We start from the raw sequence: 24,990 nt of genomic DNA on the forward strand, positions 1-24,990 counted from the left end.
AAGCGCCTGGCCAACAGCAGACGTAGCAGCCGGCCATGATAAACAGTTGGGCCATTATGCAGAAGGCCCGGGTTATCGGCGCTGACTCAAATCAAGCCTGGTTTTCTTGCTCGGTAAACAAATCGCTGAACAGCATGCTCGACAGATAGCGCTCACCGGAGTCCGGCAGGATCACCACGATGGTCTTGCCCTGCATGTCCGGCTTCTCGGCCAGGCGCACCGCCACGGCCATCGCGGCGCCGCAGGAGATACCGCACAGAATCCCCTCTTCCTGCATCAGGCGCAGGGCCATGGCCTTGGATTCGTCGTCGGTCACCAGTTCCACGCGGTCGACCATCGACAAGTCCAGGTTCTTGGGCACGAAACCCGCGCCAATGCCCTGGATCTTGTGCGGGCTGGGCTTGATCTCTTCACCCGCCAGCGCCTGGGTAATCACCGGCGAGACCATTGGCTCGACGGCCACCGAAAGAATCGGCTTGCCCGCGATGTTCTTGATGTAGCGCGACACGCCAGTGATGGTACCGCCGGTGCCCACGCCCGCGACCAGTACGTCCACGGCGCCATCGGTGTCGTTCCAGATTTCCGGACCGGTGGTTTTCTCGTGGATGGCCGGGTTGGCCGGGTTTTCGAACTGGGCCGGCATAAAGTAAGTGGCCGGATCGCTGGCGACGATTTCGCCGGCTTTTTCGATTGCGCCCTTCATGCCTTTGGCCGGCTCGGTCAGCACCAATTCGGCGCCGAGGGCCTTGAGTACCTTGCGCCGCTCGATGCTCATGGACGCCGGCATGGTCAACAGCAGCTTGTAGCCACGGGCGGCAGCGACGAACGCCAGGCCGATGCCGGTGTTGCCGGAGGTCGGTTCAACAATGGTCATGCCCGGCTTGAGCTTGCCGGTGCTTTCGGCGTCCCAGATCATGTTTGCGCCAATGCGGCACTTCACCGAGTAGCCCGGGTTACGCCCTTCGATCTTGGCCAGGATAGTCACGCCACGCGGTGCGATCCGGTTGATCTGAACCAGGGGCGTATTACCGATGGAGTGCGCGTTGTCTGCAAAGATACGGCTCATGACGGGTCCTATTGCTCGATTTCTGGAAGGCCCCAAGGGTATGCCTCGTGCTGCAAGGCGTCCAGTCAGAGGAACGTTGCGCACTTGATAGTAGTCAATCTCCTACGAGCAAAGAGGACTGCCCCATGAAACGTCGCTACAGCTGGCCACTATGGACTGTCGCCGGGCTGGTGGTGGTGCTGGTCGCCATGGCCATCGCCCTGCCCTATCTGGTGCGTAACTACCTGAATGACAAACTCGCCGACATGGGCGACTACCGCGGCCACGTCACGGATGTCGACCTGGCCCTGTGGCGCGGCGCCTACAAGATCAACGGCCTGGAGATCATCAAGGTAGATGGCAAGGTGCCGGTACCGTTCGTCAAGGCGCCACTGATCGACCTGGCGGTGAGCTGGCACTCGTTGTGGTACGACCATGCCGTGGTCGCCAAGGTGCTGTTTATCAACCCAGAAGTGAACTTTGTCGACGGCGGCGCCAACAAGCAGGCGTCCCAGACCGGTAAGGGTACCGACTGGCGCGAGCAACTGAGCAAGCTGGCGCCCATCACCCTCGATGAAGTGCGGATCCAGGACGGCAAGATCAGCTTCCGTAACTTCAACTCCAAACCCCCAGTGAACATCAATGCCACTTCGGTCAACGCCAGCTTTTACAACCTGACCAATGTGGTGGACGTCGAAGGCAAGCGTGATGCGCGCTTCGACGGCAAGGCCTTGCTCCAGGGCCAGGCGCCGCTGGAAGCCACCGCTACCTTCGACCCGTTGAGCAATTTCGAAAACTTTGAATTCCGTTTCCGCGCCAGGGACTTGCAGCTCAAGCGCATGAATGACTTCGCCTCGGCCTATGGCAAGTTCGACTTCAAGGCCGGCACCGGCGACGTGGTGATCGAAGCCCAGGCCGAGAAAGGCCAATTAACCGGCTACATCAAGCCGCTGCTGCGTGATGTCGAGGTGTTTGATTGGCAGCAGGACGTGGAAAACAAAGACAAGAACATCTTCCGTTCGATCTGGGAGGCCGTAGTGGGCGCCAGTGAGACCGTGCTAAAAAACCAGAGCAAGAACCAGTTCGCCACGCGCGTGGAACTCAGTGGCAGCGTGCACCAGCAAAATGTCAGCGCGTTTTCCGCGTTTTTGTCGATTTTGCGTAACGGGTTCATCCAGGCGTTCAACGCGCGGTATGAACAGCCCAAGCCCTCGGCGGATTGAACGTGACCGGTCATTCAGAGACTGAATAACCCGCCTGCGTTCACAGTCGCCGGGGCTGCGCGGTATAGTCCCGGCATTGATGAATTCGAGGAAACACCGATGAAGTTCGAAGGCACCCAGGCCTATGTTGCCACCGATGACCTGAAACTGGCCGTCAACGCTGCCATCACCCTGGAGCGTCCGCTGCTGGTCAAGGGCGAACCGGGCACCGGCAAGACCATGCTCGCCGAGCAACTGGCCGAATCCTTCGGGGCCCGACTGATCACCTGGCACATCAAGTCCACCACCAAGGCCCACCAGGGCCTGTACGAGTACGACGCGGTCAGCCGCCTGCGCGACTCGCAACTGGGCGTGGACAAGGTGCACGACGTGCGCAATTACCTCAAGAAGGGCAAGCTCTGGGAAGCTTTCGAGTCCGAAGAGCGGGTGATCCTGCTGATCGACGAAATCGACAAGGCCGACATCGAGTTCCCTAACGACCTGCTGCAAGAACTCGACAAGATGGAGTTCTACGTCTACGAAATCGACGAGACCATCAAGGCCAAGAAACGCCCGATCATCATCATTACCTCTAACAACGAAAAAGAACTGCCGGACGCGTTCCTGCGCCGCTGCTTCTTCCACTACATCGCCTTCCCCGACCGCACCACCCTGCAAAAGATCGTGGATGTGCACTACCCGGACATCAAGAAAGACCTGGTCAGCGAAGCGCTGGACGTGTTCTTCGATGTACGCAAAGTACCGGGCCTCAAGAAAAAACCGTCCACCTCCGAGCTGGTCGATTGGCTCAAGTTGCTGATGGCCGACAACATCGGCGAAGCCGTGCTGCGCGAGCGCGACCCGACCAAGGCCATCCCGCCGCTGGCCGGCGCCCTGGTCAAGAACGAGCAAGACGTGCAATTGCTGGAGCGTCTGGCGTTCATGAGCCGTCGCGGTAATCGCTGATGTTGCTCAACCTGTTCAATGAAATGCGTGCAGCCAAGGTGCCGGTGTCGGTGCGTGAGCTGCTCGACCTGATCAATGCGTTGAAACAGCGCGTGACCTTCGCCGACATGGACGAGTTCTACTACTTGTCCCGGGCGATCCTGGTCAAGGACGAGCGGCATTACGACAAGTTCGACCGGGCTTTCGGCGCCTATTTCAACGGCCTGGAAAAACTCGACGACCACCTGCAGGCGCTGATTCCCGAAGAGTGGCTGCGCAAGGAGTTCGAGCGCTCGCTGACCGATGAAGAACGCGCGCAGATCCAGTCCCTCGGCGGACTCGACAAGCTGATCGAGGAATTCAAGAAGCGCCTGGAGGAACAAAAGGAACGCCACGCCGGCGGCAACAAGTGGATCGGCACCGGCGGCACCAGCCCATTTGGCTCCGGCGGCTATAACCCCGAAGGCATTCGCGTCGGCGACGCCGGCAAGCGTCAGGGCAAGGCCGTGAAGGTCTGGGACCAGCGCGAGTACAAGAACCTCGACGACCAGGTGGAACTGGGCACGCGCAATATCAAGGTGGCCCTGCGGCGCCTGCGCAAGTTTGCGCGCCAGGGCGCGGCGGAAGAGCTGGATATCGACGGCACCATCGACCACACCGCCCGCGATGCCGGCTTATTGAATATCCAGATGCGACCGGAGCGGCGCAACACCATCAAGCTGCTGTTGCTGTTCGATATCGGCGGCTCGATGGACGCCCACGTGAAGATCTGCGAAGAGCTGTTCTCCGCGTGTAAGACCGAGTTCAAGCACTTGGAGTACTTCTACTTCCACAACTTTGTGTACGAGTCGGTGTGGAAAAACAACCAGCGTCGCACCTCCGAGCGCACCTCGACCCAGGACCTGTTGCACAAGTACGGCGCGGATTACAAAGTGATTTTTATCGGCGATGCGTCGATGGCGCCGTATGAAATCACCCAGGCCGGCGGCAGCGTCGAGCATTGGAATGAGGAGCCGGGGTATGTGTGGATGCAGCGCTTCATGGCCAAGTACAAGAAGCTGATCTGGATTAACCCGTATCCGAAGGACACCTGGGGGTATACGGCGTCGACGGGAATTGTGCGGGAGTTGGTGGAGGATCAGATGTATCCGCTGACGTTGCGGGGGTTGGAAGAAGGGATGCGTTTTCTTTCCAAGTAAGTCATCAAACCAAGGGGCTTGATTCAACGTCCAGCTCCTTCAACCGATACCTCAAGGCCATCAGGCACTGGAACACTTGGCAGTGAACCAACCCAGCGCCAGGAACGCGGTACAGAACATACGAATCTGGTCGGCATCACTGAAGTCGACTTCACCATCTCCATTGACGTCCGGGTTGACTGCCCCCTGCTGCCCACCAGTCACGCTGTAGAACTTAGCACTGAACGCCACGCGCGCGTCACCGATATGAAACCTCAGATGCACCGTTTCGGGAAAACCACTGGCATCCAAATCATAGGCAGAGACCTTAAGGTATTTGTTGAACGACTGATCGCGACTGAACCAGTTGAATTCGAGAAATTGGCGAGCCAAGGCAATCGCCTTGAACCGATCCCACTCGTCACTGACGCCGTCGTTATCAATATCTTCCGGCTGAGCGCAATCCAAATTCCCGTCATTGTCCATGTCGAACACCGTAACGCAACGAACAAGCGAAGGAGTTCGCTGGTTGTCATGCCATTCCAGTTTCACAACGTCAGGTGTGCCGTCGGGGCAATAGTCTTGGGCGGATAGTTTCATATAGCGCATAAAATGTACCTTCACGTATCGGGCGGACCACCTGGGCGGGCACCAAAGGATTAGCGGGATCTCAACGTCACAGATTTGTCTTGCTACAGCAGCTGTAACTGACAAAACGTATGGTCGTGCGCGCCGTACCAGCGAAACGAAAGGAACTGAAGCGCAAAACCCTTGACGAGCTGGGCGTCCACATAATTGGTCTGTTTGTCGCCGTTGACGTCTGAAAATATGGTCAACTCCATCCCTCTCCCGTCAGCATTGGTTTGGTAGGCAGCGCTGAACGCCAAGGAGTCTGTGACGTTAAAAAACTCTAAGCGCACGGTTTGAGCCACACCGCAGGCGTCAAACTCCTCGGCAAAGATTTTCATGTGCTTGTCGAAGGGCGGTTCCGGACTGAACCAGTTGAACTCAAGAAACTGTTGCGCAAAACGCTTGATCAGGCGTTTATCCGCCTCATCCACTACACCATCTTCGATAACGTCATCAGTCGTCACCTCATCAAGCTCACCGAAATCATGCAGATCCTCGGCCAGTGCCTGTTTGATGAGGCGAGGGAGCGTCCCTGCCTCATGCTCATAAAAGCCAAAGTGGACAGCGGGTACATCATCGTCCTTGGCGTCTTTGGACGTTATTACCAGGTATCTCATATGAACTCCTCTCCATGAAGTTAGCTAGATGGTGAAGGTTTTCACTAAGATGCCAAAGGCACAACCTCAAAAAGCCACGTTGCATTGAAGGACTTTTCCGAAACTACCACCCTCAATATTTTCACCGTCGCGAATCAGAAACCAGGCGGTTTTTTGAGGCAAACGCGCAAGCCCTGTAAGTTAAAAGGGCGTACCGGAGGATGAACAAGGCTTTGCTGCTCGAACGTTATTCCAATTACACCTTAGAAAGTCACGACAAAACTCCTCCACAAAAGTCGCATCCCGTTGATCGATATATGAGTCTGCATTGACATCCTCATTGAGCGTAAAACAGCTTCCGGCGCTGTCATTTAGAAAGATCCAAGCGGCGGCGTCTACCGTCGTCAGTCGGCGGCCCATCGCCCTCATGAAACCTCAATCTGACCAGATCGGGTTGCCCATCCAAGTCAAGGTCTTCGGCAACGATTTCAAGGTAGCGGTTAAAGGGCCGATCCATACGCCACCACAGCGCGTGTCTGAAATTCGATATTGAAGTGCGTGATGTTTGAATCACACAGTGATGTAAGTACAGCAGTCAGGGCCGGCCGTATTGCGCCAAAAACTTTATATGCTGCTCATAAGCACTGTGCTGCACCACCGGCGCCAACCGCACCTTCTCCCCCGGCAAGCACTGCGCCAGCCGTGCCAGCGACAACGGCGTCAACGCGCCCAGGCGCGGATAGCCACCGATGGTCTGCCGGTCATTGAGCAACACGATCGGCTGCCCGTCCGGCGGCACCTGGATCGCCCCCAGCGGAATGCCCTCGGAAATCAGCGACGGCCCTTGATACTGCAACGGCGTGCCCAACAGGCGCATGCCCATGCGGTCGGCTCGGCTGTCGAGGGCCCAGTCGGTGTTGAAGGCATCGAACAGGCTTTGGCCGCTGAACTGGCCGATCTGCGCGCCGACGATCACGTCCAATGCTGCCTTGGCCGGCAGGCCTGGATCGTTCAGCACTTTCAGCGCACCGCCCACACCGGAATACGCCAGGCGCCCGCCTTCGGCCAACGCCTTGCCGAAACCGTCCACCCCGCCCAGTTCTTCCCGCACCACCGTGGCGCAACTGCCGAGTACATCCGGCGCATCAAACCCGCCCGGTGCCGCCAGGTAAGCCCGCGCGCCGCTGAACGGCTGGGTAAAGCGTAAACGCTGGCCCTTTTGCAGGATAAAACTACGGCCGGGGCTGATGGCGCGCTCGTCGATATAGGCGCCCAGGTCCGCACCGGCCAGGGCCAGCAGGCAATACGCCTCGGCTTGCACGGTGAAGCCGCCCAGGGTGATTTCCACCACCGGCGAGTCCAGTGCATTGCCCAGCAGCCAGTTGGCCCAGGACATCGACACCCAATCCAGCGCCCCGCCCTGGGTCACGCCCAGGTGACGCACGCCAAAGCGACCGGCGTCCTGCAACAGGCACAGCGGCGTGCTGGCCTCGATGATCAAGCGGCTCATGCTTGCGCCTCCAACGGCGTGTCATCGCCACCCAGCTTGATGAATTCAGCGTGATCGACCGGCGCAAAGCGCACGGTGTCGCCCGGTTGCATCAGGCTGTAGCCGTCGCGCTCGCGATCGAAGAGTTTGGCCGGCGTGCGACCGATCAGGTTCCAGCCGCCGGGCGACACCACCGGGTAGGCGGCGGTCTGGCGTTCGGCGATGCCGACGCTGCCAGCCGCCACGCGTTTGCGTGGGGTGTTGAGGCGCGGGGTGGCGAGGCTTTCATCCACCAGGCCCATAAAGGCAAAACCGGGCGCGAAGCCGAGGGCGAATACCTGGTATTCGTGGGCGCTATGGCGCCGGATCACGTCGTCGACAGACAGGCCGCTGCGCTGGCTGAGCAAGGTCAACTCGGGGCCGACACTCAGGTCATACCACACCGGCAGCACATGGCACTGGCCGCTGCCCTGGGCTTGGGGCTGCAGGTCGATGAGGGCCTGCTCGATCCATTCCCGTGCCTGGGCCGGGCTCACTGCGGTGAGGTCGTAATGCACCATCAAGGTGGTGTAGGACGGCACCAGGTCCACCAATGCGGCACCAAAACCGCTGCGCAGGCGCTGGGTAGCGGCCAGCATCCACGGCATATTGGTTTCGGCGATTGCATCAAACAGACGCACCATCAGGCAGTCGATGGCGACCACTTCAATCCGTGCCTTCATACTGGCTTCAATGCCTCGCGGATGCGCTGCACGGCGGCGACCGAACTGGCGTTGTCGCCGTGCACGCACAGCGTGTTGGCCTGCAGCACCAGCGGGCTGCCGTCGCTGGCGATCAGCGCTTCGCGGCGCGAAATGGTCAGGGCTTGCTGCACGATGGTGTCGCTATCGTGGTGCACGGCGCCGGGTAACTGGCGGGAGACCAGGTGCCCCTTGTGGTCGTAGGCGCGGTCGGCGAAGGCTTCGAACCACAGCGTTACACCGTATTCGTCGCCCAGGGCCTGGGCCGCGCTGTTGTCGCGGGTGGCGAGCAGCATCAACGGCAGTTCGCCGTAGGCCGCCACGGCCTGGATCACCGCACGCAACTGCGTGGGGTTGGCCATCATGTCGTTGTACATCGCACCGTGGGGCTTCACGTAGCTGACACGCCCACCCTGGGCACGGCAGATGCCGTCGAGGGCACCAATCTGGTAGTGCAACAGGTCCTGGATTTCTTGAGGGGTGTAGGCCATGGAGCGGCGGCCAAAGCCTTGCAGGTCCTGGTACGCCGGGTGCGCGCCGACTTGCACGCCGTGCTTGAGCGCCAGGCTGACGGTCTTGCGCATGATGCTGGGGTCGCCGGCATGAAAGCCACAGGCCACGTTGGCGCAATCAATGAACGGCATGACCTCGGCGTCCAGACCCATGGTCCAGTTGCCAAAGCTTTCGCCAATGTCGCAATTGAGTAAAAGACGGCTCACGGGCTGTTGCTCCTGTAGGCTTTATTTTTTTGTAGTGTGGGATTTTTTACACAGAACTCGCAACTTGTCCTGACACCCCAACGGCGCTTATCGTGGAATGGCTCGATTTTTGGCGCTGGCCCGGTGCGGCGTCCAACTAATAAAAACCGATCCATGCATAAGAAAAAGTTGATCCCATGAATTTGAAGTTCCTCGAAACCTTCGTCTGGGTGGCCAAGCTCAAGAGTTTCCGCCTGACCGCCGAGAAGTTGTTCACCACCCAGGCGTCGATTTCCAGCCGCATCGCGGTGCTGGAAAGCGAGCTGGGGGTGAAGCTGTTTCTGCGTGACTCCCGTGGTGTGAGCCTGACCCCGGAAGGCTTGAAGGTGCTCGACTATGCCGAGCAGATGATGGTGACCATGCAGGGCTTGAAGCAGTCCCTGGAGACCACCAGCAGCAAGGTCGGGCGCATTCGGATCGGCGCCATGGATACGGTGATCCACACCTGGCTCAGCCCGCTGGTCGCCGAACTGATGGACCACTTCCCCCTGGTGGAAATCGAGTTGGTCGCCGATACCGCGTTGAACCTCAGCGATCAGCTGCAAAAAGGCTTTCTCGACCTGATCCTGCAAACCGACCTGCTGCGCCTCGAAACCGTGCGCAGCCTGGAGCTGGCCAGCCACCCCATGGCCTGGATCGTCGCCAGCCAATCGATCTACAACCGTGACTACGCCTCCCTGGCCGAACTGGCCCAGGAGCGCATCATCACCTACTCGAAAAACTCCCACCCGCACCAGGACGTTATCAGCCTGATGCAAGCCAACGGCGTGGCCGCGCCACGGATGAACTGTGTGAATTCAGTGTCGGCGATTACTCGCTTGTTGCGCGATGGCTTCGGCATTGGCGCGCTGCCGCCGGTGCTGGTCAGCGAAGAACTGGCGCGCGGCGAACTGGTGATGCTGCCGATGGGGCAGAAACTGCCGAACTTGCAGGTGGTGGTGTCGTGGCGCGTGGGGGTGGAGTTGGTGGAAGAGATCGTCGGGCTGTGCCAGAAGGTGGTGGCGCGGTATGCCGCAGAGGTCGGTGAAGAGCGGATGGTGCTGGCGAAACCCGATTAAAACTGTGGGAGCTGGCTTGCCTGCGATAGCGGTGTATCAGTCACTGATGCATTAACTGATAAATAGCTATCGCAGGCAAGCCAGCTCCCACAGTTGACCGCGTCGGTCTTTAGAGGCCTTTGAGGTCTCGCTCTTCAATCGGCCGACTCTGGCGCAGGCGCTTGCCGCCCAGCACGACCCAGTCGATCAGGCGGAACAGGCACTCCAGGCCAAACGACAGCAGCATCGCCCCGCCCAGGCCCCAGCCCATTGCCTCAGGCGTCAGCAGGATCTGGTAGCTGTAGCCATTCCAGGTTTCCTGGCGGATATCCGGGTCGGCCGCCACCGCCACCTGCAGGGCGCGGATGTACCACGGGCCCTGCATGGCCTGGAATTGCTTGTCCAACGCCACCTGGCGGTCAAGCATGGCGCCCAGGCTGTTGGCGTCGCTCTGGAACACCGGGTCGTCGCTGGCGCGGTAATGCGCCACCAACGCCTTCAAATCGCCGTTGAAGAACTGCCGTGCGGTGGTTTCAAACCCGCTGAGGCCGGTCTGGGCCTCGATCAGGTGGGCTTCGACACGCTTGGCGTAGTCATTGATGAAGCCCGGCACTTGCACACCGACCAACAGGCCAATGGCAAACAGCACCAACCGCAGATAACTGAGCAACATGGGCGATATCCTTACTCGGTGATGCCCTGGCTGACGCATTCACCGCGTCGCCACAGGCTCCATTGGCCCGGTTCGTAACGGGTCCAGTTTTCGTTGTCGGTCAAAGGCTCGGTGGCGATCACGGTCACCACGTCATTGGGCGTGGTTTCGGCCTGAAAATCGACGATCACGTCGACATCTTTCAAGCGTGCGGGGCCGAATGGTGCGCGACGGGTGATTTGCGCCAATTTGGTCGAGCAGAAGCAAAACAGCCAGTCGCCGTCGCTCAGCAGGCAGTTGAACACGCCTTTGCTGCGGTATTCGGAGCAGGCGGCGATCAGGTCGGGCAGCACCTTTTCGATGTCCACCGGCTCAGGGAACGCTTCGCGCACGCGGTTGAGCAGGTCGCAGAAGGCCGCTTCGCTGTCGGTGTCACCCACCGGGCGGTAAAAGGTGGCGCGGGGGTTGAAGTCTGCCAACTGGCCGTTGTGTGCGAAGCACCAGTTGCGGCCCCACAGTTCGCGCACGAACGGGTGGGTATTGGCCAGGCTGACCTTGCCGACGTTGGCCTGGCGGATATGACCAATCACCACTTCACTTTTGATCGGGTAACGTTGCACCAGCAGCGCGACTTCCGATTCGCTGCTGGCGGCCGGGTCCTGGAACAAACGCAGGCCACGGCCTTCATAGAAGGCGATGCCCCAACCGTCACGGTGGGGGCCGGTGCGCCCACCGCGCTGCATCAGCCCGGTAAAGCTGAACACGATGTCGGTGGGGACGTTGGCACTCATGCCCAATAATTCACACATGCCAGGGCTCTCGCTGCAGGGCGGACGACGTTAAAGGCGCGGTTCTACGCGCATACCGCTCACAGGTGCAGGACGGCGGAAAGGCACGTCGTCTTCATCTTGATCCGGCTCGGCAGCCAGGGCTGCATCGGCAGCCGCCTTGCGCTCACGGCGGGCGTTGGCGGCGCGCTCGATGGGCCAGCGGATCAGCACAAACACGAGGTACACGCCAAAGGCGATCATGGTGTACATGAACAGATCGGAAATGGCCCGCCAGGCGTTGTTGCCGACCTTGAGCACCAGGTCCAGGGCGGTGATAGCCACGGCCGGTGCGAACTGGGTCTTGACCGGATCGACGATGGTCGGGCTGAACAGCAGCACCGCCATCAGCAGTTGCAGCGGCTCGCGCAGCCAGCGCCAGATCCAGCGGGTCATGCGCCACCACACCAACAGGCAGCCCAAAGCGGCGAAGGCGTAAAGGCCCCAAGCGGTCAGATAGTCGTTCTCGGTCATGGTGTCCATGGCAAGGTTGGCAAACAGGCGGCTATGATAACGGCTTTTGCGTGTCGCGGCTGCAATGGCTGCCACCGTCCGCCAGATAGAGATTAATCCATGCCTACATCGACCACCCCGATTGCCCGCAAGGCCCCAGGCCCAGACCCGTACGCCTGGCTGCAGGAGCGTGACAGCGCTGAGGTGCTCGACTACCTCAAGGCCGAAAACGCCTGGCAGGACGTCCAACTCGCCGACCAGGCGGCGCTGCGCGAAAGCCTGTTCGAGGAAATCAAGGGCCGCATTCTCGAAACCGATTTATCGCTGCCCTCGCCGTGGGGCCCGTACCTGTACTACACCCGCACCACCGCCGGTGACGAGTACGCCCGCCACTACCGCTGCCGCCGCCCGGCCGACGACAGCAACCAAGTGGATGACAGCAGCGAAGAATTGTTGCTGGACCCGAACGTGCTGGCCAATGGCGGTTTCTTCTCCCTCGGGGCATTCAGCATCAGCCCCGATCACCAACGCCTGGCCTACAGCCTCGACACCAGCGGTGAAGAGATCTACACCCTGTACGTGAAGGAAATTGCGACCGGCAAAGTCAGCGAACTGGAGTTCCAGGACTGCGACGGCAGCATGACCTGGGCCAACGACAGCCTGACCCTGTTCTTCGGCGAACTGGACGACACCCACCGCCCGCACAAACTCTATCGCTATCGCCTGGACGGCACGGCCGCGCAGGAAGTGTTCCACGAGCCCGACGGCCGATTCTTCCTGCATTGCTACCGTTCCAGCTCCGAGCGCCAGTTGCTGCTGTCACTGGGCAGCAAGACCACCAGCGAAATCTGGGCGCTGGATGCCAACCAGCCACACCTGGAGTTCACCTGCCTGGCGCCACGGGTCGAGGACCACGAATACGATGTCGACCATGGCCAGCTGAATGGCGCGTGGACCTGGTTTATCCGCAGCAACCGCGACGGGATCAACTACGCGTTGTTCGTGGCCACCGATATTGGCGACATCCCAACCGAGGATGAATGGCAGAACCTGATCCCCCACAGCGACGACGTGATGCTCGACGGCGTGAGCCTGAATGCCAGCGCCATGACCCTGAGCCTGCGCATCGGCGGCCTGCCAGTGATCGAAGTGCACCCGGAAGGCCTGTCGGCGTATCGCGTGGAATTGCCGGACGCCGCCTACAGCCTCTACGTCCAGAACAGCCTGGAATTTGCCAGCGACAAGATTCGCCTGCGCTATGAAGCCCTGAACCGCCCGGCCCAGGTCCGCCAGCTGGACCTGGCCAACGGTGCGCAACAGGTGCTCAAGGAAACCCCGGTACTTGGTGTATTCAACGCCGATGACTATGTGAGCCAGCGCCTGTGGGCCACCTCGGCGGACGGCACCCAGGTGCCGATCAGCCTGGTGGTCCGGCGCGATCAGTTGGGCAAGCCAACGCCGCTGTACCTGTACGGCTACGGCGCCTACGGTTCGAGCCTCGACCCCTGGTTTTCCCACGCACGCCTGAGCCTGCTGGACCGAGGCGTAGGCTTCGCCATTGCGCATGTGCGCGGCGGTGGCGAACTGGGCGAAGCCTGGTACCGCGCGGGCAAGCAGGAACACAAGCAAAACACCTTCAGCGACTTTATCGCCTGCGCCGAACACCTGATCGCCCAAGGCCTGACCACTTCCAAGCAACTGGCCATCAGCGGCGGCAGTGCCGGCGGCCTGTTGATCGGCGCGGTACTCAACCAGCGCCCCGAGCTGTTCCAGGCGGCGATTGCCGAAGTGCCGTTCGTCGACGTTCTCAACACCATGCTCGACCCGGATCTGCCGTTGACCATCACCGAGTACGACGAGTGGGGCAACCCGCAGGAACCCGAGGTGTACGAGCGCATCAAGGCCTACGCACCGTACGAGAACGTCAGCGCCCAGGCCTACCCGCACATGCTGGTGATCGCCGGCTACAACGACAGCCGCGTGCAGTACTGGGAAGCCGCCAAGTGGGTGGCCAAGTTGCGTGACACCAAGACCGACGACAACCTGCTGTTGCTCAAGACCGAACTGGGCGCCGGCCACGGCGGCATGAGCGGTCGTTACCAGGGATTACGTGACGTAGCACTCGAATATGCATTTGTGTTCAAGGCGCTGGGGTTGGTTTAAGGAACTTAGCCAGGCGGTCCTGTCTGAACACAGGACCGCCCAACCTGATTGATGGACCAAGATTGCAGCCATGTCACAACCGACGCTTCTCAATAACGAAATCCGCGACATGCTCATGGACTGCGGCCTGTTCGACCCGCTGTTGCCGGAAGATTTTCACGTGGCCGCCGGCTACTTCAATATCAGCAGCATTGCCCGTGACGAAGTGATTTTCCTGGAGGGCGACGCCGGCACCTTCATGTGCATCATCCACAGCGGCCAGGTGGCAGTGCAGAAAACCAACCATGAAGGCCAGCGCCTGACCATCGCCACCCTGCGCAGTGGCCGGGCTTTTGGCGAAATGGCCGTACTGGACGGCGAACGGCGCTCGGCCAGCTGCGTGGCTGCCAGCGACTGCGTGCTGCTGAACCTGGGCAAGGATGCCTTGGAAAAGATGCTCAACGAGGCCCCCAGGGTGGCCGCCAAGATCATCCGCGCAATCGCGATTGCCCTGTCCAAGCGCCTGCGCATGGCCGACGGGCAACTGCTGTCCCAACAGTTCTAACCGCCCGGCGTCTTCGGCTTGCTGTCGTTTTGCAGTAGGCCAGGCACGCTCTGGTCCTTTGGCGGCGTGGGCAACACGATGGGCGCCAGGGGCGGCGAACCGTTGGTGTTGGGCACGACCGGTGGTGTGACTTGCGGGTACAACGTCGGCGTCGGGGTGCCCGGCGCGCCTGGCGTTGGAGCGGGCGCGACCGGTACGGTTTGCAACTCCTGAGCCTGCGCCGCACCCAATGCGAGCGCGCTCAACACAATGACCGTTAGAATGCTGCACTTCATCGATGGCTCCATGGCCTGACCGGAATGTCACAAGGCTACTCCCAACCGCGCAAGAATGCCCTTCCCAATGAGATTTCCATGAAACGTTTCGTTCTGCTCGACACCACCCCGATCCCCGATAACGGCGGTGCCTTGTGCCTGTTCGAATACGGTGAAGATTTTGTCATCAAGATCCAGGGCGGTGACGGCGGCCAATTGATGAACACGCGCATGCACGGCTCCGAAGACGCCCTGGCGGAAATCCCCTGCCGCAAAGTCGCCGGCCGCCCCGGTTCGCGGGTGTTGATTGGCGGCTTGGGCATGGGGTTTACCCTGGCCTCGGCGCTCAAGCATTTGGGCAAGACTGCCGAAGTGGTCGTGGCAGAACTGGTGCCGGGCGTTGTGGAGTGGAACCGTGGGCCGCTGGGCGAAAAATCCGGCCGCCCGCTGCTGGACCCGCGCACGGTGATCCGCCTGGAAGACGTGGCCAAGGTGCTACAGGCCGAGCCCCAAGGCTTTGATGCGATCATGCTGGACGTGGACAACGGTCCCGAAGGCCTGACGCAACGGGCCAACAGCTGGCTCTACTCCGCCGGTGGCCTGGCCGCCTGCGCCAAGGCCCTGCGCCCCAAAGGCGTGCTGGCCGTGTGGTCGGCCAGCGCGGACAAGCTGTTCAGCGACAAACTGCGCAAGGCCGGTTTCAAGGCCGAGGAAGTGCGGGTGTTTGCCCATGGCAACAAGGGCACCCGACACACCATCTGGATTGCGCAGAAGGTGTGATCGGTTAGCGCAGGGAATGGCGGTAATCGATCACATACGGGACTTTTTTGTCGAAGGTCTTCTCCAGCTCATTGCGGTCGAGTTTGGTCATGCCGCCCAGTTGATGGGCGGTGAAGCCGCTGTCACCGACCTGTGAGCCCGGCGCCAGACTGACCATGCGCTTGGCCACGGCCTCAATGGCGTCCTTGTAGCCACCCTTCTTGTCCAGGTTGTACTTGCCCAGATCAATTTGAGTGCGCAGCCAATTGCCCCAGTAGAACTCCAGGAACTCCGGCGCGATCTCCCCACTGTCCGGCTTGCCATACGCAGCCTTGCGGGTGAAATACACCAGGCTGCGGAACGTGTCGTCCTGCAGGTTCTTGAAGCCCAGGTGCGCTGGCAGTTGCTCGGGCGGCAGGGTCTGGCCTTGATTGTCCTTGAGCCAGACCTTGCGCGCGGCCTCCATGCGCTGCCAGAAGTTGGCCATGGTCGGGCTGTTGCTGAAGTCATCGGTGACCTTGACCCACATGTTCAGGCGAGGCCCACCGCCGGGCACTTCCCACAAGGTGGTGAAACTGTGATGACCGTCGGTCAGGTACAACTGGCCGCCGGGGCCGACGACCACGGTTTTCATGTCGTCGGGATGGGTGCCCACCGGCTCCTTGCAGGTGAAGCTCGCCGGCTTGTGCAGGTCCGCGCTCTTGGGCACTGTGTCGGCCTCGCCCTGGCCGTTGGTTTCGCAGTATTCATCGAAGACCTTGGCAGGTTTGTCAGCGAACAGGCCGAGGCTGTAGTAAATCTGGTCAAAACCCACCACCGCCTGGGTCGGGTGCAATTGGTCGAGGGCCACCTCGATCACCTGACCGGGTTGTGGTGTAGAGAATGCCTGGGCTTGGGCCGTGAGCCCACACAACAACAGTGCAACAGTCCATGAATGCAGACGCATGAGTTTCAGATCCTTATCGATAAAGTGAAGCGGTTATTTGCAACGCGAGCGGCTAGAATCAACCCTATCCGTGAACCCCAAAATAGCCAGGAGCCATGATGAGCTCAACCAACCCGCCCTCCCACACCGCCAAGCTGGACCGCATCCTTGCCGATGCCCAGCGCGACCGGGAAATGGGCTACCGCGATAAAGCCTTGAAAATGTACCCCCACGTGTGCGGCCGCTGCGCCCGTGAGTTCGCCGGCAAACGCCTGAGTGAACTGACCGTACACCACCGAAACCACAATCATGATGACAATCCCCAGGACGGTTCGAACTGGGAATTGTTGTGCCTGTATTGCCACGACAACGAACACTCGCGGTATACCGACCAGCAGTACTTCGGCGAAGGTTCTACCAGCAGCCCGACGATTGCCAAGGCCACGCATAACCCGTTTGCGGCGTTGGCTGGCCTTATGAAGAAAGACGACTGAAGAGCTTCTTTGCCTGTTCTGGCCTCATCGCTGGCAAGCCAGCTCCTACAGAGGAATGCATTTCAATGTAGGAGCCGGCTTGCCGGCGATCGCGATCGCCCAAACACTAGATTCCCCCAAGGCCGTATAATCGCCGTTTTTCTCCAAGGCACCCTTCCCCGTGGGCAATAAACGCTACAGCTGCATCGGCCTGTACAACCCCAAATCCCCCGAAAACGTTGGTTCGGTCATGCGCGCCGCCGGCTGCTACGGCGTGGCCTCGGTGTTCTACACCGGCGTGCGTTACGAGCGCGCCCGGGACTTCATCACCGACACCAAGAAGGTCCACCACGACATTCCGCTGATCGGCATCGATGACCTGAAAAAGATCCTGCCCCTGGGCTGCATCCCCGTCGCTGTGGAACTGGTGGAGGGCGCCCGCCCCCTGCCGGAATACACCCACCCCGACCGCGCGCTGTACATTTTCGGCCCGGAAGACGGCTCCCTCGACAAGGAGATCCGCGACTGGTGTGAGGATGTGGTGTACATCCCGACCACCGGCTGCATGAACCTCGCCGCCACCGTCAACGTGGTGCTCTATGACCGCCTGGCCAAGGGCAACAACACCCGCTCGGGTCCCAAGTACTGAGATTTAGGGAACATCCGGCGCCTGCGGGCAGTCAGCTATTTATCACTAGCCCTCGTTGGAGACAGATCATGAGCGACAGCAAAACCTTGCGACCTATCATCGAACACACACCGTTCCAGACCCAGCCCACGCAGAACGTGCACGGTTGGGAGCGCATTGGCTCAGTGGCCGGTGGCGTGATGATGGTCGGCAAAGGCCTGCGCCGAGGTGGGATTTTCGGCTTGATCCAAGTGGCGATCGGCGGCGTGGCGCTGGCCCGTGGTTTTACCGGGCACAGCACGCTCAAGGACAAGCTCGAACAGGGCCGCCAGGAAATGAACACAGTGCGCGCAAAGATCGAGCGGGCCGGGGAAGAATTGAAGAACTTGAAGACCAAGGCCGAAGTGGCCGCTGAGAAAGCCGTAAAAACCACCGGCTGACACCACACCGACCTGTAGGAGCCCGGCTTGCCGGCGATGGCGTCCTTGAGGGCCCTATCGCCGGCAAGCCGGGCTCCTACAAGGGATTGCGGAGGTTCAGCAAGGGTTCAACGCAGCAGCTTGTTGTCCAGCACCACCGACGACTCCCCGATGATGCTCTCAGCCAGCTTCACAAACTCCGCGGTGGTGATGCTGTTGGCACGCATCACCGCCTGCGCGAGGTCGTCCAATGACCGTTTGTTGTGAGTCTTCACACGGATCTCGCGGTCCAGTTCCTGCAACACCACCACCGCCCGTGACACCGTCGCACCGCTGACGCGTTCGCCACGCAGGCTGGTCACGTCCTTGCCGTCCTTGGCCAACCGCGCCTGTATTGCCTGATAACGCTCGTCGGTGATACCACCGGCCCGACGTACCAGTTCGATGCCGTAGTACTCGGCCAGGCCTTCGCTGATCCAGTCACTGGTGTCGTGGTCATTGAAGCGCCCGATCGCCTGCACCACTTCCCGCACCAACGGGCTGCTGCCGTTTTCGCTGACCAGTGGGGTGCGGCTGTTGAGGTAGATCGAGTCGCGCGCCGAGAACGCACCACGGCGCATCGGATCACTGGCGCCCACCACCAGCAGCTTGGCCGGATGCCGCGGGAAGGCCGCTTCGACTTGGGGCCAGACAAAGGTCAGCAACGTCAGCACATCCATGCGGCGCATGGCCTGGCCTTTGGGCGAGGCCACGGTGACTTCTGTCTCGCCCAGGCGCACGCGGCGGCTGCCGAGGTTGCCGGCGAGCATCCAGCCGGTGGGGCGGTCGAACAGGCGGGAAACGTTGTCGATGCGGAATGTGTGCTTGCCGATGCGCGGCCAGGCGGTTTCTACGCTTTTCCAGCCGGCCGGCAGCTCGAACACCAGGCGCGAGACCAGCTCGATGCCGTCCTGCTGGTCGAGCCGCGCCGGCGGCACCAGGTCTTCGCCGCGAAACAACGCCCAACTCGGCGTCATCCGCGTTTCATAAGTACCGGGTTTGCGCGCATGGGTAAGGCGCACGCGGTAGGTGAGGCTGGCTTTGCTGGCGCTGGGTTGCCAGAGGCCGCGGTGCTCATTGATGCTCCACTGGCCGTCGGCCTTGAAGTCGCTGTAGTCACCGTCGTGGCCGAGGTCGAAGTTGAGGCTGCGCACCGCCGAGCCCTGGGACAGGCTCACACGCACCTCGGCCTGGTCGCTCTGGGGCAGGAGCTTGACGTGATAGTCCAGGTCGACTTTCTTCGCGCACCAGCCCGACGTGCTCAGCACCAGCAGCACGACCGATGCCGCCAGCTTGAATCCCACCCTCATACCCACTCCTTGTTCAGCCCGCGCGGAAAATCAGGTAATCCTCCCAGTCATCCTCGGGCACGCTGCCTTCGCTGAGCATGCGCCCGGACTGGGAAATGCGTTCATGGTGCACGGCATCACGGTCGCCACAGACCAGGTGGTGCCACAGCGGCAGGTCCTTGCGCTCGCTGACCAGGCGGTAGCCGCAGGTCGGTGGCAGCCATTTGAACTGGTCCGCCTGGCCTGGGGTGAGCTGGATGCAGTCCGGCACCGACGCACGCCGGTTGGGGTAGTCAGTGCACTGGCAGGTTTTCAGGTCGAGCAGTTTGCAGGCGATACGCGTGTAATAGACGCTGTTGTCGTCTTCGTCCTCAAGCTTTTGCAGGCAGCACAGGCCACAGCCGTCGCACAACGACTCCCACTCCTCCTGATCGAGGTGTTCAAGGGTTTTGCGTATCCAGAAGGGTTCGACTTTGGCGGCCATGGCTCTACATCAGTATCGGTAGGTGAAAAGGCCGCCAGTCTAGTGCCCAAGGCGCCTGGAACCAAGCGCTAGCGACTGGCGGTGCAACAACACTTGTCAGTCTAGTGGCCGCGCAGTAGCTTTGAGCGCCGAATTGACGATCAGGAACTGCTCATGACCCGTGTTGCCGATTATCCGATCCACACCCAGTTCACCGACCGCTGGTCACCTCGCGCCTTCACCGGCGAGAGCATCTCCAAGGACACCCTGCTGAGCTTCTTCGAAGCCGCACGCTGGGCCCCCTCCGCCTACAACTCGCAGCCGTGGCGTTTTCTCTACGCGCGCCGCGACACGCCAGACTGGGAGCGTTTCCTGGGCTTGCTGAATGAATTCAACCGTAACTGGGCGCAGCATGCATCGGCCCTGGTGATCATCGCCTCGAAAACCGACTTCACCGCCCCCGGCGCCACCGAAGAAACCCCGGCCCTGTGGCACACCTTCGACACCGGTTCCGCCTGGGGCCACCTGGCGCTGCAGGCCAGCCTCAGCGGCTGGCACACCCACGGCATGGCCGGCTTCGATCAGGAGCTGACCCGCAAGGAACTGAAGATCCCGGAAGGTTATGCACTGCACGCCGCCGTGGCGATCGGCAAGCTGGGCGACAAGTCGACCTTGCCGGAATACCTGCAAGGTCGCGAAGCACCCAGCCCGCGCAAGCCGGTGAGCGAGTTGGTATCGGAAGGTGACTTCAGCCTGTAATGCCAAGAGGAGCCGGCATGCCGGCTCCTTTGCTATCAGTAACCGCGCTCGAAATCCACGGTTCCACGCAATGCTTGCTTGGCCTGATACGCCCGCATATTTTGCATGAACAACTCCACCATCAATGCAGGTGACGTCGGTGCCGAACTGTGCCCGGTCAGCAACAGGCCCCACGCGGTCCAGAACGGATGACGTTGCGGCAGCGGTTCCTGGCGGCACACGTCAATCACCGCACCGGCCAGGTGCCCTTCTTTCAGGGCCTCGACCAAGTCCGCATCCACCACCGCCACCCCACGCCCGACGTTGATGAACAACCCGGTCGGCTTGAATTGCTTGAACAGCGCCGCGCCGTACAGGTCATGGGTGTTCGGCGTGTTGGGCAGCAGGTTGATCACATAGTCCACCTCCCCCACCAGCCGGCCCAATTGGTCGAGCCCGGCCACTTCGATAAACGGCGCCTGCTCGCGCGCAACGCTGGCAATACCGTAGAGCTTCACGCCGAACGGCAGCAGGAACTCGGCGACGCTCTGGCCGATATCGCCGGTACCGACGATCAGCGCCTTGCGCCCCGCCAGGCTCTGGCCCATGCGGTTGTCCCATTTGCGCTCGACCTGGCTGACCAGGCGCGCCAGCACTTCACGTTCGTGGCCGAGCATGTAGGTGAGCACGAATTCGGCCATGACCTGGCCAAAGATGCCAACGGCCCGGGTCAGGCGGTAATCGCGGGGTAGGCCTTCGGCCAGCAATGGCGTGATGCCGGCCCACGTCGATTGCAGCCATTGCGGCTGATGGCCTTGGCGCAACAAAGTGGCCAACAGATCCGGCTGGCCCAGCCATACCGGGCAATCGGCGGCCAGGCGCGACAGTTCGGCCGAATCGCCGCTGGTGAGCACTTCAAGGTCAGGTGCCGCTTCGCCCAGCAGTTGGGCGTAGAGCGGGTGATCCTGTTCAGCAATCAGAACACGCATGCTTAAAACCTTTCAAAAACAGTACGGGCGGCCGCCCGCATCCTTACGGCCACCGCCCACTTATACGATTCCATTGAAGCACGTGCCCCGGACGGGGCACGGAACGATCACATCGGGTCGTTGCGGCGCAGCAGCTCTTCGGGCAAGTGTTCGATGTACTCGTCCTCGGCTGGCGGCATTTGCAGGTGATAGCCCTGCTTGTCGAGGTTTTCCAGGACCACGGCAATGTCCTCGCGGGACAGCTTGCGCTCCGGCGTCAGCACCATGTCAAACGCGTGATGGGCCTTGCCGAAGGCTTCCATCAAGGGTTCCGGCACGCGCTCCAGGGCGTCGCTTTTCAGCACGTAGAGGTACATCCCGTCTTTTTTCTTGCTGCGATATATGGAGCAGATACGTTTCAAGGCTGTTCTCCGGCAGTGGCCAGGCTATCGAGCAGCGCCTGGCCCATCAACTCGCGGCGCCAGCCACGCAGCGAGTCTGGCAATTTATAAGGCCCATCGGGATAGCCGCTTTTGACCAGGGCTTCGAGGGTTTTCTTGCGCAGCATCAGTTCCGGCGCCATGTCCAGGCGTTCGGCCTCTGCTTGGCCAAGGGCGCGCAGTTGCTTGATCAGTGCGGCGGCATCCACCGGCAATGGTTCGGCAACGGCAGGCGGCCATTGGTCCATGGGCACGCTGCCGGCACGCTTGATCAGGTCCAGCAGGAACTGGCCGTCCTGACGCACGGTACGCGGGTGCATGTCTTCGATCTTGCCCAGCGCGGCGAGGTTATCCGGCTGGGATTTGGCCAGGGGCCACAATGAGTGTTCGCGAATGATGCGGTTGCGCGGCAGGTCCCGGGCACGGGCTTGTTGCTCGCGCCAGGCGCACAGTTCACGCAGCACGGCGAGCTGGGCGCGGGACAGCTTCCACGCCAGCTTGGCGTCACGGTACACCTCGTAAGGGTCGACTTCGCGGCGCAGGTTGGCGACCAATTCGGCGCCGTCCTCCAGTACCCAGGCGTATTTGTCATCCGACAGCTGCGGGCGCAGGCGGATGTACACCTCGGCCAGGTGCACCGCGTCTTCGGCGGCGTAGCTGACCTGCGTCTCGGACAATGGCCGCTGCAGCCAGTCCGAACGGGTCTCGCCCTTGGGCAGCTCGATATCCAGCACGGCTTGCACCAGGCGCGAATAGCCCATGGAGAAACCGAGGTTCAGGTAAGCCGCCGCCAATTGGGTGTCGAACAACGGCACCGGCAGGCTGCCGGTCAGGCGCAGCAACACTTCGAGGTCTTCGCTGCAGGCGTGCACCACCTTGATCACCGCCGGGTTTTCCAGCAAGGCGGCCAGGGGTTGCCAATTGTCGATGGTCAGGGGGTCGATCAGGTAAGCGCGAACGCCATCACCGATCTGGATCAGCCCGGCAATGGGATAAAAGGTGTCGACCCGCATGAATTCGGTGTCGAGGGCGACGAATGGCAACTGCTGCCATTCGGCGCAATGCTGGCCGAGGCTATCGTTGTCGCAGATCCAGTGAATATCGATGGCCACACGGCTCTCCCTTGAAGAATGGCGCGCAGTATATATCGCGAAAGGGGCTAGCGAGCATCCGCAGTGCACAGGCGACCATGAAAACTCAGACAGGAGATGAAGAATAGTCCGACAGGCGGGAGTTATCCTCTCTTACGCAGCACGTAGACCCGCCACAGGCTTGAGCCAGGCATGAACTCCTGATGGTGCAAGACCTTGAAGCCGGCCTGGCGGAACTCGTCTTCTACGGCCGTGCGCGCATTGACGGAGACAATCACTGTGTCGCGGCTGACCCGGTGGAACTCGCGCAACAAGGCCAATCGCCCTTCGCTGCTGGGTACATGGCGAAACAATTCCAGGCAGAAAATGCAGTCCACCGCATTCGCCGACAAGCCAATGGAAAACGCCGAACCCTGAAACGTCTTGACGCGCTTGAGCAACGACGCCGGGTGGTGGGTGCGGGCGTGGTCGAGCATGTCCTGGGAATTGTCCGAGGCCAGGATCACACGGTTGACGTGCTCGGCCAGCACCGGCCAGAAACGTCCCGAGCCGCAGGCCAGGTCCAGTACCAGCCCAGGTTCGCCGGCCACTTTCAGGGCCTGGCGCACCAACCATTCGTCGCGCCACGACGCCAGGCGCCGCCGCAACCCCGGCGGGCGCGTGTCGCCGCACACCCTGGCGTGCTCGCGGTCACAGCGCTCGGCGTATTCAATCTCGATAGAAGAAGGTGGTTGTGGCGACATCGCGGGCTCAGGTGAGTTGAACGGTAGTGAACGACCTTGATTCGCAGCTTAACCACTGCAATGTCAAAAAAAGGTCGAAGCCTTCACTGCCGTAGCCCCGATCACGCCTGGTGCAGATACCAGCGCCAATCCTGCTCGCCCACTTCGCCCATGAACTGGCGGTACTCGGCGCGCTTGACGGCCAGGTACACGCCCAGGAATTCACTGCCGAACGCGTCCCGCGCCCAGCTCGACCCTTCCAGGGCACGCAGGGTGGTCAACCAGTCGGTAGGCAGCAACTCACTGGCCTGGGCATAGCCATTGCCTTCTACTGGAGCGCCGGGGTCGCGTTGTTCACGGATGCCGCGATGGATGCCGGCCAGGATCGCGGCGGCGGCCAGGTAAGGATTGGCGTCGGCGCCGCAGATGCGGTGTTCGATATGCCGGGAGTTGGCCGGACCGCCCGGCACGCGCAAGCTGACGGTGCGGTTGTCCACCCCCCAGGTGGCGGCCAGGGGTGCGTAGCTGTTGGTCTGGAACCGACGGTAGGAGTTGGCGTTGGGGCAGAACATCAGCAGCGAGTCGAGCAAGGTGCTGAGCATGCCGCCCACCGCCTGGCGCAGCAGCGGCGTGCCGTCGGTGGCCTCGCTGGCGAACAGGTTATTGCCCTCGGCATCCGCCAGGCTCACGTGCATGTGCATGCCGGTGCCCGCCAAGTCGTCGAACGGCTTGGCCATGAAGCAGGCGGTCATCCCGTGCTTATGCGCCACGCCCTTGACCAGCCGCTTGTAGCGCACGGCTTCGTCCATGGCTTGCAGAGCGTCGGTGCGATGCTCCAGGGTGATTTCCACTTGGCCCGGCGCGTATTCGGAAATCGCCGTGCGCGCAGGAATGCCCTGCAGTTTGCAGGCGCTGTAGAGGTCGGCAAGGAAGGGTTCGATCTGCTCCAGCTCACGCAGACCGTAGACCTGGGTCGAGCGTGGGCGCCCGCCATCCACATCGCGCGCCGGTTGCGGACGGCCATTGCTGTCGGGCTTCTGGTCCAGCAGGTAGAACTCCAACTCTGCCGCCATCACCGGGTAATAACCGTCGGCCTTGAGGCCATCGATCACCTTGGCGAGCAAATGCCGGGGGTCGGCCACGGTAGCGGGCAAGCCTTCGGTGGGGTGCATGCTGACTTGCACCGCAGCGGTGGGGATCAACCGCCACGGCATGCGTTGCAGACTGCCGCTGATCGGGTATGCGCGGCAGTCGATGTCACCCACCTCCCAGACCAGACCCGAGTTTTCCACGTCGTCGCCGTTGATGGTCAGCCCCAGGATAGTGCTGGGCAAGGGGCGGCCGCTTGTATACACCGCCAGCAGTTCATCGCGGTGCAGCAACTTGCCGCGCGGTACGCCGTTGTTGTCGAGGATAAACAGCTCGAACATCTCGATGTCCGGATGCTGTTCGAGGAAAGACTGGGCTTCGTGCAGGCAGGCAAAAACACTCATGGGCATTCTCATACGTGTGTGTCGGGCAGG

Annotated in this window: 29 protein-coding genes; 11 read left to right on the top strand and 18 right to left on the bottom strand. The window is 61.2% G+C overall.

Annotated elements, in window-relative coordinates:
• Positions 1-91 precede the first annotated feature (91 nt).
• Positions 92-1,066 carry a cysteine synthase A gene (cysK, locus tag AC0IYN_RS02620; RefSeq protein ID WP_406599650.1) on the bottom strand — a complete coding sequence of 325 codons (975 nt, stop codon included), beginning with the start codon at positions 1,064-1,066 and terminating at the stop codon, positions 92-94.
• 125 nt (positions 1,067-1,191) lie between these two features.
• On the opposite strand from cysK, the gene AC0IYN_RS02625 reads away from it, so the two are divergent.
• From AC0IYN_RS02625 to AC0IYN_RS02635, 3 genes are all read left to right on the top strand, one after another.
• A complete protein-coding gene (locus tag AC0IYN_RS02625) occupies positions 1,192-2,268 on the top strand; it encodes a DUF748 domain-containing protein (RefSeq protein WP_406599649.1) in 1,077 nt (358 codons plus the stop codon).
• A 99-nt stretch (positions 2,269-2,367) separates the two neighbouring features.
• Positions 2,368-3,213 carry an AAA family ATPase gene (locus tag AC0IYN_RS02630; RefSeq protein WP_003189627.1) on the top strand — a complete coding sequence of 282 codons (846 nt, stop codon included), beginning with the start codon at positions 2,368-2,370 and terminating at the stop codon, positions 3,211-3,213.
• A complete protein-coding gene (locus AC0IYN_RS02635; protein WP_078047413.1) occupies positions 3,213-4,391 on the top strand; it encodes a vWA domain-containing protein in 1,179 nt (392 codons plus the stop codon). Before AC0IYN_RS02630 ends, AC0IYN_RS02635 begins: the two co-directional genes overlap by 1 nt.
• Positions 4,392-4,451: 60 nt before the next feature.
• Here AC0IYN_RS02635 and AC0IYN_RS02640 read toward each other — a convergent pair whose 3' ends face one another.
• From AC0IYN_RS02640 to AC0IYN_RS02660, 5 genes are all read right to left on the bottom strand, one after another.
• Complete coding sequence (locus AC0IYN_RS02640) at positions 4,452-4,979, bottom strand: hypothetical protein (RefSeq protein ID WP_406599640.1); 528 nt, start codon at positions 4,977-4,979, stop codon at positions 4,452-4,454.
• A gap of 83 nt (positions 4,980-5,062) precedes the next feature.
• Complete coding sequence (locus tag AC0IYN_RS02645) at positions 5,063-5,617, bottom strand: hypothetical protein (RefSeq protein ID WP_406599639.1); 555 nt, start codon at positions 5,615-5,617, stop codon at positions 5,063-5,065.
• Positions 5,618-6,191: 574 nt separating this feature from the next.
• Complete coding sequence (locus AC0IYN_RS02650; protein ID WP_471840448.1) at positions 6,192-7,106, bottom strand: 5-oxoprolinase subunit C family protein; 915 nt, start codon at positions 7,104-7,106, stop codon at positions 6,192-6,194.
• Positions 7,103-7,807, bottom strand: a complete 705-nt coding sequence (gene pxpB, locus AC0IYN_RS02655; RefSeq protein WP_458376537.1) for a 5-oxoprolinase subunit PxpB — start codon at positions 7,805-7,807, stop codon at positions 7,103-7,105. The genes AC0IYN_RS02650 and pxpB overlap by 4 nt, the downstream gene beginning before the upstream one ends.
• Complete coding sequence (locus tag AC0IYN_RS02660) at positions 7,804-8,544, bottom strand: 5-oxoprolinase subunit PxpA (protein WP_406599636.1); 741 nt, start codon at positions 8,542-8,544, stop codon at positions 7,804-7,806. The genes pxpB and AC0IYN_RS02660 overlap by 4 nt, the downstream gene beginning before the upstream one ends.
• Before the next feature lie 176 nt (positions 8,545-8,720).
• Between AC0IYN_RS02660 and AC0IYN_RS02665 the strand changes: the two genes are divergently transcribed.
• Positions 8,721-9,641, top strand: a complete 921-nt coding sequence (locus AC0IYN_RS02665) for a LysR family transcriptional regulator (RefSeq protein WP_406599635.1) — start codon at positions 8,721-8,723, stop codon at positions 9,639-9,641.
• A 109-nt stretch (positions 9,642-9,750) separates the two neighbouring features.
• On the opposite strand, the gene AC0IYN_RS02670 is transcribed toward AC0IYN_RS02665, so the two are convergent.
• The 3 genes from AC0IYN_RS02670 to AC0IYN_RS02680 are packed head-to-tail and all read right to left on the bottom strand — an operon-like array spanning position 9,751 to position 11,648.
• Positions 9,751-10,293 carry a DUF2937 family protein gene (locus tag AC0IYN_RS02670; RefSeq protein ID WP_032888750.1) on the bottom strand — a complete coding sequence of 181 codons (543 nt, stop codon included), beginning with the start codon at positions 10,291-10,293 and terminating at the stop codon, positions 9,751-9,753.
• A gap of 11 nt (positions 10,294-10,304) precedes the next feature.
• Positions 10,305-11,081 (bottom strand): class II glutamine amidotransferase, encoded by a 777-nt coding sequence (locus AC0IYN_RS02675; RefSeq protein ID WP_406599634.1) that lies wholly within the window; start codon positions 11,079-11,081, stop codon positions 10,305-10,307.
• 30 nt (positions 11,082-11,111) lie between these two features.
• Positions 11,112-11,648: an MFS transporter gene (locus AC0IYN_RS02680; protein ID WP_078047407.1), complete on the bottom strand. Its 537-nt coding sequence runs from the start codon at positions 11,646-11,648 to the stop codon at positions 11,112-11,114.
• A 24-nt stretch (positions 11,649-11,672) separates the two neighbouring features.
• Between AC0IYN_RS02680 and AC0IYN_RS02685 the strand changes: the two genes are divergently transcribed.
• Both AC0IYN_RS02685 and AC0IYN_RS02690 read left to right on the top strand, forming a co-directional pair.
• A complete protein-coding gene (locus AC0IYN_RS02685) occupies positions 11,673-13,715 on the top strand; it encodes a S9 family peptidase (RefSeq protein ID WP_457267245.1) in 2,043 nt (680 codons plus the stop codon).
• 70 nt (positions 13,716-13,785) lie between these two features.
• Positions 13,786-14,259, top strand: a complete 474-nt coding sequence (locus AC0IYN_RS02690; protein WP_214496427.1) for a cyclic nucleotide-binding domain-containing protein — start codon at positions 13,786-13,788, stop codon at positions 14,257-14,259.
• Here AC0IYN_RS02690 and AC0IYN_RS02695 read toward each other — a convergent pair.
• On the bottom strand, positions 14,256-14,534 hold the full coding sequence (locus AC0IYN_RS02695; RefSeq protein ID WP_406599632.1) for a hypothetical protein: 279 nt from the start codon (positions 14,532-14,534) through the stop codon (positions 14,256-14,258). The genes AC0IYN_RS02690 and AC0IYN_RS02695 overlap by 4 nt on opposite strands.
• 78 nt (positions 14,535-14,612) lie before the next feature.
• On the opposite strand from AC0IYN_RS02695, the gene AC0IYN_RS02700 reads away from it, so the two are divergent.
• Complete coding sequence (locus AC0IYN_RS02700; RefSeq protein WP_471840454.1) at positions 14,613-15,293, top strand: spermidine synthase; 681 nt, start codon at positions 14,613-14,615, stop codon at positions 15,291-15,293.
• Between the two features lie 4 nt (positions 15,294-15,297).
• Here the strand turns inward: AC0IYN_RS02700 and AC0IYN_RS02705 are convergent, their stop codons facing one another.
• Positions 15,298-16,218, bottom strand: coding sequence for a ParB/Srx family N-terminal domain-containing protein (locus tag AC0IYN_RS02705; RefSeq protein WP_457267246.1), 921 nt, complete (start codon positions 16,216-16,218; stop codon positions 15,298-15,300).
• A 98-nt stretch (positions 16,219-16,316) separates the two neighbouring features.
• On the opposite strand from AC0IYN_RS02705, the gene AC0IYN_RS02710 reads away from it, so the two are divergent.
• The 3 genes from AC0IYN_RS02710 to AC0IYN_RS02720 all read left to right on the top strand — a co-directional run bounded on the left by AC0IYN_RS02710 (position 16,317) and on the right by AC0IYN_RS02720 (position 17,738).
• Positions 16,317-16,691: a YajD family HNH nuclease gene (locus AC0IYN_RS02710; RefSeq protein ID WP_003210675.1), complete on the top strand. Its 375-nt coding sequence runs from the start codon at positions 16,317-16,319 to the stop codon at positions 16,689-16,691.
• 160 nt (positions 16,692-16,851) lie between these two features.
• A complete protein-coding gene (locus AC0IYN_RS02715) occupies positions 16,852-17,319 on the top strand; it encodes an RNA methyltransferase (protein ID WP_003189607.1) in 468 nt (155 codons plus the stop codon).
• 68 nt (positions 17,320-17,387) lie between these two features.
• Positions 17,388-17,738: a YgaP family membrane protein gene (locus AC0IYN_RS02720; protein ID WP_078047401.1), complete on the top strand. Its 351-nt coding sequence runs from the start codon at positions 17,388-17,390 to the stop codon at positions 17,736-17,738.
• A gap of 107 nt (positions 17,739-17,845) precedes the next feature.
• On the opposite strand, the gene AC0IYN_RS02725 is transcribed toward AC0IYN_RS02720, so the two are convergent.
• Together AC0IYN_RS02725 and AC0IYN_RS02730 are read right to left on the bottom strand one after the other, a co-directional pair.
• Positions 17,846-19,066 (bottom strand): M61 metallopeptidase family protein, encoded by a 1,221-nt coding sequence (locus AC0IYN_RS02725; RefSeq protein WP_471840455.1) that lies wholly within the window; start codon positions 19,064-19,066, stop codon positions 17,846-17,848.
• Between the two features lie 13 nt (positions 19,067-19,079).
• Positions 19,080-19,529, bottom strand: coding sequence for a YcgN family cysteine cluster protein (locus AC0IYN_RS02730; RefSeq protein ID WP_003172524.1), 450 nt, complete (start codon positions 19,527-19,529; stop codon positions 19,080-19,082).
• Between the two features lie 153 nt (positions 19,530-19,682).
• On the opposite strand from AC0IYN_RS02730, the gene AC0IYN_RS02735 reads away from it, so the two are divergent.
• The gene (locus tag AC0IYN_RS02735) at positions 19,683-20,267 is read left to right on the top strand and encodes a nitroreductase family protein (RefSeq protein ID WP_471840456.1); all 585 of its coding nucleotides are present in this window, start codon (positions 19,683-19,685) and stop codon (positions 20,265-20,267) included.
• Positions 20,268-20,302: 35 nt separating this feature from the next.
• On the opposite strand, the gene AC0IYN_RS02740 is transcribed toward AC0IYN_RS02735, so the two are convergent.
• The 5 genes from AC0IYN_RS02740 to AC0IYN_RS02760 form a co-directional block, all read right to left on the bottom strand.
• Complete coding sequence (locus tag AC0IYN_RS02740; RefSeq protein WP_471840458.1) at positions 20,303-21,235, bottom strand: D-2-hydroxyacid dehydrogenase; 933 nt, start codon at positions 21,233-21,235, stop codon at positions 20,303-20,305.
• 107 nt (positions 21,236-21,342) lie between these two features.
• Complete coding sequence (locus tag AC0IYN_RS02745; RefSeq protein ID WP_003189597.1) at positions 21,343-21,636, bottom strand: YcgL domain-containing protein; 294 nt, start codon at positions 21,634-21,636, stop codon at positions 21,343-21,345.
• Complete coding sequence (rnd, locus tag AC0IYN_RS02750; RefSeq protein WP_078047396.1) at positions 21,633-22,766, bottom strand: ribonuclease D; 1,134 nt, start codon at positions 22,764-22,766, stop codon at positions 21,633-21,635. The genes AC0IYN_RS02745 and rnd overlap by 4 nt, the downstream gene beginning before the upstream one ends.
• Before the next feature lie 122 nt (positions 22,767-22,888).
• Positions 22,889-23,488: a class I SAM-dependent methyltransferase gene (locus tag AC0IYN_RS02755; RefSeq protein ID WP_078047395.1), complete on the bottom strand. Its 600-nt coding sequence runs from the start codon at positions 23,486-23,488 to the stop codon at positions 22,889-22,891.
• A 101-nt stretch (positions 23,489-23,589) separates the two neighbouring features.
• Positions 23,590-24,960 (bottom strand): glutamine synthetase family protein, encoded by a 1,371-nt coding sequence (locus AC0IYN_RS02760; protein WP_471840461.1) that lies wholly within the window; start codon positions 24,958-24,960, stop codon positions 23,590-23,592.
• Positions 24,961-24,990 lie beyond the last annotated feature (30 nt).

This window comes from Pseudomonas sp. AC112 (genome assembly GCF_979253545.1).